The sequence below is a fragment of the Fusibacter sp. genome (genome assembly GCF_057447755.1).
Window position 1 is genome coordinate 155,376 of record NZ_JBVBZF010000001.1, and the last position, 9,559, is coordinate 164,934.

General features: G+C 35.0%; 18 protein-coding genes. 17 read left to right on the top strand and 1 reads right to left on the bottom strand.

Going from position 1 to position 9,559, the window contains the following annotated elements:
- The first annotated feature begins 44 nt into the window (after positions 1-44).
- Complete coding sequence (locus tag AC220I_RS00980; RefSeq protein WP_486721962.1) at positions 45-518, top strand: hypothetical protein; 474 nt, start codon at positions 45-47, stop codon at positions 516-518.
- On the opposite strand, the gene AC220I_RS00985 is transcribed toward AC220I_RS00980, so the two are convergent.
- The gene (locus AC220I_RS00985; protein WP_486721963.1) at positions 515-808 is read right to left on the bottom strand and encodes a hypothetical protein; all 294 of its coding nucleotides are present in this window, start codon (positions 806-808) and stop codon (positions 515-517) included. The two genes, AC220I_RS00980 and AC220I_RS00985, sit on opposite strands and share 4 nt — an antisense overlap.
- Before the next feature lie 327 nt (positions 809-1,135).
- Here AC220I_RS00985 and AC220I_RS00990 point away from each other — a divergent pair, with 327 nt between their 5' ends.
- The 16 genes from AC220I_RS00990 to AC220I_RS01065 all read left to right on the top strand — a co-directional run bounded on the left by AC220I_RS00990 (position 1,136) and on the right by AC220I_RS01065 (position 9,518).
- Positions 1,136-1,660 carry a hypothetical protein gene (locus AC220I_RS00990; RefSeq protein WP_486721964.1) on the top strand — a complete coding sequence of 175 codons (525 nt, stop codon included), beginning with the start codon at positions 1,136-1,138 and terminating at the stop codon, positions 1,658-1,660.
- 59 nt (positions 1,661-1,719) lie between these two features.
- The gene (locus AC220I_RS00995) at positions 1,720-2,037 is read left to right on the top strand and encodes a hypothetical protein (RefSeq protein ID WP_486721965.1); all 318 of its coding nucleotides are present in this window, start codon (positions 1,720-1,722) and stop codon (positions 2,035-2,037) included.
- A 3-nt stretch (positions 2,038-2,040) separates the two neighbouring features.
- Positions 2,041-2,259 (top strand): hypothetical protein, encoded by a 219-nt coding sequence (locus AC220I_RS01000; RefSeq protein WP_486721966.1) that lies wholly within the window; start codon positions 2,041-2,043, stop codon positions 2,257-2,259.
- Positions 2,259-2,510, top strand: coding sequence for a hypothetical protein (locus AC220I_RS01005; protein WP_486721967.1), 252 nt, complete (start codon positions 2,259-2,261; stop codon positions 2,508-2,510). The genes AC220I_RS01000 and AC220I_RS01005 overlap by 1 nt, the downstream gene beginning before the upstream one ends.
- Before the next feature lie 175 nt (positions 2,511-2,685).
- Positions 2,686-2,919 (top strand): hypothetical protein, encoded by a 234-nt coding sequence (locus AC220I_RS01010; RefSeq protein WP_486721968.1) that lies wholly within the window; start codon positions 2,686-2,688, stop codon positions 2,917-2,919.
- A 143-nt stretch (positions 2,920-3,062) separates the two neighbouring features.
- Positions 3,063-3,728 carry an RNA ligase family protein gene (locus AC220I_RS01015; protein WP_486721969.1) on the top strand — a complete coding sequence of 222 codons (666 nt, stop codon included), beginning with the start codon at positions 3,063-3,065 and terminating at the stop codon, positions 3,726-3,728.
- 9 nt (positions 3,729-3,737) lie between these two features.
- On the top strand, positions 3,738-3,947 hold the full coding sequence (locus tag AC220I_RS01020) for a hypothetical protein (RefSeq protein WP_486721970.1): 210 nt from the start codon (positions 3,738-3,740) through the stop codon (positions 3,945-3,947).
- 10 nt (positions 3,948-3,957) lie between these two features.
- Positions 3,958-4,827 carry a hypothetical protein gene (locus tag AC220I_RS01025; protein ID WP_486721971.1) on the top strand — a complete coding sequence of 290 codons (870 nt, stop codon included), beginning with the start codon at positions 3,958-3,960 and terminating at the stop codon, positions 4,825-4,827.
- A 70-nt stretch (positions 4,828-4,897) separates the two neighbouring features.
- Complete coding sequence (locus tag AC220I_RS01030) at positions 4,898-5,143, top strand: hypothetical protein (protein ID WP_486721972.1); 246 nt, start codon at positions 4,898-4,900, stop codon at positions 5,141-5,143.
- A gap of 100 nt (positions 5,144-5,243) precedes the next feature.
- Positions 5,244-6,284, top strand: coding sequence for an ATP-binding protein (locus tag AC220I_RS01035; protein WP_486721973.1), 1,041 nt, complete (start codon positions 5,244-5,246; stop codon positions 6,282-6,284).
- A 68-nt stretch (positions 6,285-6,352) separates the two neighbouring features.
- Complete coding sequence (locus AC220I_RS01040) at positions 6,353-7,843, top strand: DUF2201 family putative metallopeptidase (protein ID WP_486721974.1); 1,491 nt, start codon at positions 6,353-6,355, stop codon at positions 7,841-7,843.
- A gap of 49 nt (positions 7,844-7,892) precedes the next feature.
- Entirely contained in the window at positions 7,893-8,096 is a 204-nt protein-coding gene (locus tag AC220I_RS01045; protein WP_486721975.1) for a hypothetical protein, read from the top strand.
- Between the two features lie 10 nt (positions 8,097-8,106).
- Positions 8,107-8,424, top strand: coding sequence for a hypothetical protein (locus AC220I_RS01050; RefSeq protein ID WP_486721976.1), 318 nt, complete (start codon positions 8,107-8,109; stop codon positions 8,422-8,424).
- Complete coding sequence (locus AC220I_RS01055; RefSeq protein WP_486721977.1) at positions 8,424-8,759, top strand: hypothetical protein; 336 nt, start codon at positions 8,424-8,426, stop codon at positions 8,757-8,759. Before AC220I_RS01050 ends, AC220I_RS01055 begins: the two co-directional genes overlap by 1 nt.
- A complete protein-coding gene (locus tag AC220I_RS01060; RefSeq protein WP_486721978.1) occupies positions 8,756-8,977 on the top strand; it encodes a hypothetical protein in 222 nt (73 codons plus the stop codon). The genes AC220I_RS01055 and AC220I_RS01060 overlap by 4 nt, the downstream gene beginning before the upstream one ends.
- Before the next feature lie 61 nt (positions 8,978-9,038).
- The gene (locus AC220I_RS01065) at positions 9,039-9,518 is read left to right on the top strand and encodes a DNA polymerase ligase N-terminal domain-containing protein (protein ID WP_486721979.1); all 480 of its coding nucleotides are present in this window, start codon (positions 9,039-9,041) and stop codon (positions 9,516-9,518) included.
- Positions 9,519-9,559: the final 41 nt, after the last annotated feature.

Below are 9,559 nucleotides of genomic sequence, written 5' to 3' on the forward strand. Positions count from 1 at the left end.
AACTACTAAGAGCAACTGAAATGTGTCGAATTTATTCAGACTTTATGTTAGCTTTCACGCCTGATGAAGCGTGGGGACATTGTACGAGCTGTGGAATTTGGTCGTACACTCTACGTGGAAATAAAGAATCCAAAATCCGTCTTTGTTCACATTGTTTTCAAGAACAAATGCATCCATACAACTTATCGTTAATTGAGAAAGAAAGAGAACGAGTTCGTCTTGCTTCCACTACTGTTACACAACGTTGGTATGGTTGGGTTGAAGATGTGAAAGGTAATACCTTTACAGCCCAAACAATTGATCCTTTACAACCAAACGATATTAAAATACAAGAAGTTTATACGTACATTGCTGTACCACAATCCCAACACGAATTAATACAAAAGGGTGTGTATTTTGTGTGGAATGTTTTTGCTGACAAACATAATTCGTTTAAGTTTGCTAATTTGGAACAAGAAAAGCCTGTTCCAAAGGAGGAACAGGCTCAACTGTTTTGTAGGGCTGTTGGATACTGTTAAACTTTCCACTTGATTTTGTGGAGTCTTTTCATCTTATCTGTTGGATGATGAAGTCTTTGTAGAACTTTATCGTGCTGTGCAATCAAAGAACAGATCAAAACATCGTCATGAATCAACATGTTTAGCAAACGTTCCACCCAACGAATATATTCATCAGTCTCTCCACCTTGAATTTTAGGTGGTTGAGGTGTGGTATCTTTTTGCACATTTCCACGTTTATTCATTTCAATCACCAACAGTTCATAAATTGCTTTAGCGTTTATGTAACGTGCTGAAAATATTGAAGCCATTTTTTGTTTCCTATGAATAAGTAGAGTTGTTATAATAACCTAATTACAGATCAAAATCAACAGGTTGACTTTCATTATAAAAGATAGGATCATACTTTTCATGAATATTGAATTAAAGAATGACATTTCAACTCGAAATTTGTGGCAAAAATTAACAAGTTACGAAGATCGAGGACATCAAGGTTCCATTAATGTAAAGATTGATGGAAAAACTTGTAAATTAGATTATTATCAATGGATGTCACTAAACCTTTCTTTATTTGAATTTTTTCTCTGTACAGACCTGAATTTAAGACAAAAAACTACTAACCACTAATAAATACACGTATGGACTTAATACGTGAAATCAATCAAAGACTACGTGACGAAATTGCAGTGTTCGAAGAACTTGAACGCTTGTACTCAGATATTACCATTCTTACAGAAGAACGCTATGAAGGTGGATTAGATTGGGAAGCTCCTGCTAATAAACCTGATTTGGGAGCAATTCGACAATCTGTTCAGTCGACTGGTGATGCTGAGAAACGACGTCGTCAACAGCAAGGTGCACCTGCTCAAGGTGATATTGTTCGTGCTGTTATTAATGGAAAACCAGCTCTTGGAAAAATTGTTTCCATGCAGAATGGTGAAATAATGATTGACTTCCCATCTATTGGAAAACGTCGTAAAGTTTCAGCAGAAGCATTAAAATTAACTGATGTTAATAGAGCAATGACAAAAATCAAATCAGCTGATTTGGAGCCTGCAAAACGTGATGCTTTGTTACAGCAATATCAAAAAATTGCTAAAATTGTTGGTTCTCGTGGAGCAAAATTGTTTGCCATGACAGAAACTCCAACACTTGGTTTATAAAAACTGTTGACCCTCCTTTTTTAATATCATATAATATTTCTTAAATCTTAGGAGGTATTATGAAACTTTTTCCTGTAATAACGATTGTCGTTGTATCCTTTGTTACAACAATTGCTATTCATACATTCAGTGATGTTTATCGAACTGAGCGTTCCAACAGAACAAGTCCTGCAACGGCCGAACAACTTGGTCACATTAAGGAAATGTTAAATCAAGAAGTATTTCTTGCTTCATTTGTACATCGTGTACGTACTGATGATGGAATGATATCAAAAAGCGATTATCGTGAAATTAAATTTGAAATGGCTCGTTTGTCAGTCATTCCTGCATCTGAAAAATTGGCTGCTTGGAATCACGACGAATTAAATCGAGGATAAATTATGTTTGCATTCTTTATGCTTTTCCTTACATTCTTTGGTCTTGGAATTATTGATTATTTCTTACATGACGTAATTGGAAAACTTGCCAAGAACATTCGAGAAGGTAGTGGTAATGAAGTTGAACGTTATGTTCATAAGCGTTTAGTTTGGCTTTTTCGTACAACAACTGTTGTTTATGTGCTTGTTGCATTTGCAATGTTAAATTTGAAGGTCTGTTAATGCAACCAATCGTTTATCTACAATCTGAAGTTGATCCTTACTATTCAGTTAAGATTATTCTTCACGAAAAAATTGGTCGTTATCAGTTTAGTGATTGGGCATATTTCTATCACGAAACTGGTAATGAACAAAATGCTTTCTCTGGATTGGAATTACCACCAACGGTATTTGCAGAAATGAAACCAAAAGTAACAAAAGTGTTACATGATCAAAGTGTTAAAATTGGAATGAACAAAATAAAGGATCGATAATGGTTAACATTTGTAAACAATGTGAATGTTCTTTTCTTGGAGCCAGTTTTATTCCAGTTCGTAAAGAAGGTTTTTGTAGTACTATCTGTAAAAGTGATTTCAATTCCACAAAAGAAATTACTCCAGAACAAACTCGTCAAAAATTATTGAGTTCATTCAACAAAAGAACATCAACATGTTAAAATTTATTTGGAATTTGAATACTAAATTTAATTCATGGTTTGATAAACAACCAGAACCAAACAGAATGCTTATTTTTGTAGGCATATTTGGTGTGTGGAGTTTGTTTAATGCAATATTTGCTGTAACCAATTGTGACATTTTATTTGGAATTTCCTTTCTTTGTCTGCTGTTAATGGGGATTGGAAGAATTCATTATGTGGAAAAAGCTGTTGACCCTGACGAATAATTGTTAGATAATATTTCTAACAATTGAGGAAAACATGAACAAAATTCAAATTTACACAAATATTTTATATAAAAAACTTATTGTGTATCCAATTATTGAAATAGTTCTAATTTATCTCAAAATCCAAATTTGGAGAGAACAGAATGAACTTTAATGAATACAGATACTTGTACCCACCACGTCCTGATAAGAAGATTGCACCACCAATGCTTTCATTTCAGGAAAAAAGAGGTTGGGTTGCACAGGTTAAAAAGAATGGAACCTGTACTGTTCTCTATGTAACTCCCGAAAAAGAAATTATTACCAAAACTCGTCACGATTCTGACCATAAAATGTGGAAAGATACTGAATCGAAAGCAGTTGAATACTTCAAAACTCTACCTGGAAATGGTTGGTATGTGTTTGCTTGTGAACTAATGCACAACAAAACCAAACACATTCAAGATACTTTGTATGTTTTTGATATTATGGTTGCTGATGGTGAGTCCTTGACTGGTATGACATTTGCTGAACGTCAAGAAATTATTATGAAATTGTTTGGTGTTGACGAAAACACTGAAGTAAACGATACTCATAGTCACTATGTAATTAATCCACGAGTTTGGGTAGCAAAGTTAATTCATGGCGATTTTAAAAAGGAAATGGCTATTATTCAGGAACGTTCTGAACATCTTACAGATGATATGAGTTTGGAAGATGAAGGTCTTGTCCTTAAGAATCCAAAAGCAAGTCTTAATTTTTGTAGTCAAAAAGGTAATAGTTCGTGGATGGTGAAGTGTCGAGTTGGACACAAAAACTATACTTTTTGAGGTAACCATATGGCCGAAGTAGGAACATTCACATTATCAGCAAGTCAGATTTGTCACGTTCTTAGAACGAACTTAGAACGTAAGGATTTAACTGCTGAGGAGTTTCGGACACTTGCAAAAGATGTTCTTGATAACTCATATTACAAATATCAATTTCGTCATGCAAGAAATCCAAACCCAGAAATGGTTCGATGTCAAATTCCGTTAAAAGACAAATAGGTGCAAATACATGTCTATGCCAAAAATGAATAAAGCAAAACTGCAACGTCTGATACCTGAAGCTACTCAAAAACTTCAGGCACGTCTTGAAAAGGACGCTGCAAATTCAATGAGTAATCCGAATCGTATTACTAAAAAGAAATACAGCTGGTCTGGGAAGGACTATAAAGTTGATCCTGTCGATGTTTTTATGATCACGAAATCAGGTTCGGTTCGTAAGGATGAAATTGATGTATACACTGTTCGTACACTTTTGTCCGATATGTACCAAGAAGAAGTCGTGTATGAACATCACGAACAATGTCATCAAATCATAGATTCTTTAGATATGGAGAAAATAAAAGACATTTTCACCACTGCTAATTCCAAAGAAATTGAGTCCTTACGTGCAACTGCAAAAGCAAATCGAAAAGCTCGTAAGACTGGTGGACAAAAACGTGAAGTCCCACCACCTCCACCAGATGGTGTTTCAGCTCAAATTCCAAAAGATTTGGCTGCTGAGTTAATTTACGAAGATCCAAAACGAATTATGCTTTTTGTTGATCAACCTGCATGGCTCCAACGTAAAGCAATCAATCGTTCCTCCAAAGCAATTGATTACATTCGTGATCCACTTCCTGAAGCGTATGAGGAACTGGTTCAGACAAAAATCACTGGTATTTCAATGATTAAGATGGGTCAGCATACTCCTGAACGTCAAAAGGAACTGAAGAAAATTTCTTTGGAAGCTCACAAAGGACAGTCGATTCAGTACATGAGAGCATTGGATGAAGAACTTAAGGAATTGGCTGTTAGTTTGTGGAATGGAGCAATTAAATATTGTGGAAAAAATCCTTCAGATAAACTTAAGAGAATCCATAAGTTAAAATGGAAATTATAAGGTTGTGAATGGATATAGTGAATTTATTAATCGTAGACGTATTAAATCTTTGAAACGTCTACGATTTTTATTGAAAAAGCGAAAAAAGGATATTCACTTACTTGACGATGGAAAAATCAAAAATCCTTTAGGGTACTTTGATTATGAGTTAAGACGTGTTGTAATGGATCTTCTTGAATTAAAACAAGTTCCTTTACGAAAACTACAACTTCATGATCAGATTTGTCTTGTAAAGGTAGCAAAGGGAAGTATTGATTTAATTCACAATCCAATGAAGAAAACAATTAAAGCATATAATTTGTGTTGGAAATTGTAACTTCAGGTTTTAATAGGGATTATATTTACATTTGGGTGTTGACATAATACCCACATCACAGTATTATATACTTGTTATCAACAAACAACGGAGACAAAAAATGTCAGATCAGTTAATGATCTCTATTAAAGAGGCAAAACGAGTAATGCAAAAAGTCATTGCTAGTGGTGATACAACACTTCCTTTGTTCCTCCACTCCTCTCCAGGAGTTGGAAAATCATCGATCGTACAACAAATTTGCGAAGATCAAGATTTGGAGCTAATCGATATTCGTTTAGCATCCATTGAAGCTTCTGATTTGTGTGGTATTCCATATGTTCGTGATGGTGAACAAGTATGGAGTATTCCTGAATGGTTCCCACGAGATCCAGATTCAAAAGGTATTTTGTTTTTGGATGAATTATCAAATGCTGGTATTAACGTACAGCAAGCAGCCTATCGTTTGATCTTGGATCGTGAAGTTAACAATAACGTTCGACTTCCAAAAGGTTGGTTCTGTATGGCTGCTGGTAACCTGAAAACTGACAGAACTGGTGTTAAAGGAATTGTTCCAGCTCTTGCCAATCGATTTGCAATTCACATGAATATTGAAGCAAATCAAAAAGATTTCATGGCTTATGCAATGGACAATAATTGGGACACTCGTGTAATGGGTTTTATCGATTTTAAACCTGATTATTTGCATAATTATGTCAATGACGCCCAAGCGTTTCCAACTCCTCGTTCTTGGGAATTTGTTAATCGAATTCTAAAGTTGAACTTGTCAGATGGTGAATTGGCTGTAGCATTGGCTGGTTGTGTTGGTGAAGGTGTTGCTACTGAATTTCAATCTTTTATGTTGTTCTACAAAGATTTACCTTCATTCACTCGAATCATGGAAGGTGAAATCGAGTACACAGTTCCAAAGAAAGATTTGGGTTTACTTTCAGCTATTACTTCATCTTTGATTTCTCTTTTCAAAGAAAATCATAAGAGTGAAAAACGTATGAAAAACTTGAATAAAATCTTTCGTCAGTTACCTGATGAATCGATCATTCTTGTGTACAAACTGATCCAGCAATCAGAAGATTATGATCTTTTGGTCAACGTGTCAGATTACACAGAAGAGTGTTACAATCGAGTTGAAAAACATATCACTTAATTTTAACTGTTGACATCTTAGGTTCATTATATGATAATGAACCTAATGTTAACTAATAAGGTGAAAACATGAGTACAAATGAAGAAGATGATTTAACACCTGTTAAAAATCGTGATGAAGAATTAACATCTGTTAAAACACAATTAATTCGTACATTTCCATTCCTAGCTTTTGTTGTAGTATCAGCACGTTATGTCTTCTTGGATGAAGAGGAACTGCAAGATTATATTCCAACAATGGCTGCTACGATTATTGGTGGAAAAGCTACTGTTCTTATCAATGAAACTTTCATGATGAAAACATTGAATAATTTGGAAGAACGTAGTTTTGTAATAGCACATGAGTTGTTACATCTATATTTCCAACATTTGGGACGTCAACACGATCGTGGTTATAATCCAAAAATCTGGAACATTGCAACTGATTATTTTATCAATTATTTGTTGTGTGATCTAGAATCTCCAAAACTTCAAATGCCAGAAGTTGGACTCTTTGATGAAAAGTATGCAAATCAAAGTTCAGATCAAATTTATGGTGCTCTATTGGAAGAGTACAATAATGATTTGGATAAATTGTTGGATGCTTTTGGAAGTCCTAATGATTTGGACGCTGGTTGTCAGTGTGGAGATGGAGATGATGAAGGAGATGATGGTCAAGGAGGTTCGGGAGGAGATGATGGAGATGATGGAGATGGAGACAAAGACGGAAAAGGAAAAGGTGGAAAGCAGAAGGAAGGACAAGGTGGTGATCAAGATGGACATGGAGAAGGAAATGGTAAAATGTGTCCAAAATGTGGTGCACCAAAAGATGGTAAAGGAAAGGATGGTAAAGGTGGAAAACGTGGAGTTCCATTTGATGAAGTTGGTTCAGTATCTTTGGACGCTGATCAAAAAGCACGTCTCAAAGCACAACTTGCAGCCTCTTTACAAGGTGGACAACTTGCTGGAAACATGCGTAATTCCGCACTTGTAAAACAACTTTACAAATTAGTCAAACCTGACGTAGATTGGAAAGCAGTATTAAGTGATTTCATTACAAAATCTCGTGATGAATTCAACACATACAAAAAGTACAATTCTCGTTCAAGAGGTGGAATTATTTTTCCATCAACAGATGGTGAGTTTATTGATTTGTTATTTGGAATTGATACATCAGGTTCAATGAGTGATCGTGATGTAACAGAAGGACTTACTGAATTGAAATCAATTGTTGATAATTACATGAATTGGAGAGTTAAGTTCATTACTTGTGAAATGGATGTTGAAGAAGTAGGTGATTATCGTAGTGAAAATGGTGATGACTTTACATGTTTCTCTCAAGATATGTGTAGAGGTGGTGGAACGGATATGAATCCAATGGTTCGACATGCTGAAGAAATGGATGAAACTCCTGCATGTGTAGTAATTTTCACAGATGGATATGTACCAGAAATTATGCCATCTCATGTTCCAGTCATTGTTGTTGTAACAAGACATGGAAACAAAAATTATGATGATCCAAATCATGTTGTATTACATATCGGTGGACGCGAAGAATCAGGACGTAATTCTCGCTGGTAAAACAATGGGTTAGGATGTAAAAGTCCTAACCCATCTTTATAGGTGAACTATGAAAAAAATATTAGGTAGTGTTGTTGTTATATGGGTACTTTTTATTGTAATTATTGGTGGAAGCTGGATTGGTAATTTGGTTGAGTTGCTTAACTGTGATGGTGAAGCTCCATATAAGTGCGAAATTGCACATGGAGCAGGACTTATTCCAGTTGTAAGTTTGGTAACCGTTTGGTTCGATTCTGACGAAACTGACAAGTAGTGGAGAGTGTATGAAAACCTTAACTTTTAAGTATGATTTGTATGGTTTGTACGAACGTGTATTGGAAGGTGTTGAAGTTAATATTACTGTTGAGTATGACCTTGATATGATTTTAGCTGCAAAGGACTTTACAAGCGAAGTCGTTAAAATCACTGATATTCAATTTGATTCTAGTGGTCTTCATTATGTTGATTCCTTACCTTTTGATAAGGATCAAATATTAAGTGAAGTGAAGGAGTACTTTGACGAAGATATCAATGGTCTTGTTGAGTACTTTGTTGAAGCTCTGCCACAAGATGAGTATGATTTGGTGGAAGCAATTTTCTAATGTATTACGTTATTGTACATGATGATACTGATGTCGGAGAGAAGTTTGCTGATCGTACACCTCTCCCTTATTCATACATGTACACATTAACGATTGATCATCTTAAAGAAAATTATTATCTATTAATGACTGATGCTCATGAGGACGATCCTTATTTTGATATCAACAATGTTGATGATCCTGTATACATTCGTGGTGCATGGATTGTCAGTGACGAAAATTATCAGAAATTTCAACAATTGAGTAAGGATGCTCAAGGAATGGATACAAAGGAAGATTATCAATTTGCATTGAATCTAATATTAGATGCTTTGTGTAAAGGTAAATTAAAATGAAAACGAAAACAAAAAAATTCACATTTGGAACTGAATTGCAAACTGCAATTGAAGAATTGCAAATGGCTGCTCCTTCGGAAGTACAGGGAATAGTTACTGGTATTGAATCTTTTGGTAAAAAAGCTGGATTCGTTACTGAAAAACAAATTTCCCTACTTGGTAAATTACACAAAGAACATGTTTGTGGTGGGAAATATATCGAACATAATTGGTGGTAATTGTTGACCCTACTATAATTTCATCGTATAATTTCTTTATATTCGATAGAGAGATAAACAAATGCAACGACTTCTTTGCCTACAACTTCACGAAGCAAAACGTGCAGGTACACATATTGATATTCGTTTTGAATCTTATGGTGAAACTGATACTTATGATGAAAAACGTCCTTCGACAAACGAACCTCGATCAACATTAGAGGAAGATCGTGTACTGAAAAGTTTTGCAATTCCAAAAGCTCGTCTTCCTGAATTAGACGAAAAATTACTCTGTATTCCTACAGAAGACCACCCTTGGGATTATAAAGATTTCGAAGGTGTTATTACTGGTGGTTATGGTGCAGGTCCTGTTAAATTGTTGTATAGTGATAATGTTGAAGTTTCAGCTTTCACCGAAAAGAAAATCACTTTCTTGTACGATGACAAACTGTACACCATGTTCGATTTTCCTAAATCGAAAGGTTGGTTAATTACACAAAAGAAACGAGATTTAGCACTTGAGAAATTTCAAAAAATGCGTAGAGAGAAAGACTCTAAGTAATCATCGATACCAAAAAATTATGGAATCGATTGAGAAGGAAG

Excerpts from the sequence above, each read along its gene's own strand:
- AC220I_RS01025 (WP_486721971.1), top strand. The coding sequence starts at position 3,958 with ATGTCTATGCCAAAAATGAATAAAGCAAAACTGCAACGTCTGATACCT.
- AC220I_RS01000 (WP_486721966.1), top strand. The coding sequence starts at position 2,041 with ATGTTTGCATTCTTTATGCTTTTCCTTACATTCTTTGGTCTTGGAATT.
- AC220I_RS01050 (WP_486721976.1), top strand. The coding sequence starts at position 8,107 with ATGAAAACCTTAACTTTTAAGTATGATTTGTATGGTTTGTACGAACGT.
- AC220I_RS00985 (WP_486721963.1), bottom strand. The coding sequence starts at position 808 with ATGGCTTCAATATTTTCAGCACGTTACATAAACGCTAAAGCAATTTAT.
- AC220I_RS01015 (WP_486721969.1), top strand. The coding sequence starts at position 3,063 with ATGAACTTTAATGAATACAGATACTTGTACCCACCACGTCCTGATAAG.
- AC220I_RS01065 (WP_486721979.1), top strand. The coding sequence starts at position 9,039 with ATGCAACGACTTCTTTGCCTACAACTTCACGAAGCAAAACGTGCAGGT.
- AC220I_RS01035 (WP_486721973.1), top strand. The coding sequence starts at position 5,244 with ATGTCAGATCAGTTAATGATCTCTATTAAAGAGGCAAAACGAGTAATG.
- AC220I_RS01040 (WP_486721974.1), top strand. The coding sequence starts at position 6,353 with ATGAGTACAAATGAAGAAGATGATTTAACACCTGTTAAAAATCGTGAT.
- AC220I_RS01060 (WP_486721978.1), top strand. The coding sequence starts at position 8,756 with ATGAAAACGAAAACAAAAAAATTCACATTTGGAACTGAATTGCAAACT.
- AC220I_RS00990 (WP_486721964.1), top strand. The coding sequence starts at position 1,136 with ATGGACTTAATACGTGAAATCAATCAAAGACTACGTGACGAAATTGCA.
- AC220I_RS00980 (WP_486721962.1), top strand. The coding sequence starts at position 45 with ATGTTAGCTTTCACGCCTGATGAAGCGTGGGGACATTGTACGAGCTGT.
- AC220I_RS01005 (WP_486721967.1), top strand. The coding sequence starts at position 2,259 with ATGCAACCAATCGTTTATCTACAATCTGAAGTTGATCCTTACTATTCA.
- AC220I_RS00995 (WP_486721965.1), top strand. The coding sequence starts at position 1,720 with ATGAAACTTTTTCCTGTAATAACGATTGTCGTTGTATCCTTTGTTACA.
- AC220I_RS01010 (WP_486721968.1), top strand. The coding sequence starts at position 2,686 with ATGTTAAAATTTATTTGGAATTTGAATACTAAATTTAATTCATGGTTT.
- AC220I_RS01020 (WP_486721970.1), top strand. The coding sequence starts at position 3,738 with ATGGCCGAAGTAGGAACATTCACATTATCAGCAAGTCAGATTTGTCAC.
- AC220I_RS01045 (WP_486721975.1), top strand. The coding sequence starts at position 7,893 with ATGAAAAAAATATTAGGTAGTGTTGTTGTTATATGGGTACTTTTTATT.
- AC220I_RS01055 (WP_486721977.1), top strand. The coding sequence starts at position 8,424 with ATGTATTACGTTATTGTACATGATGATACTGATGTCGGAGAGAAGTTT.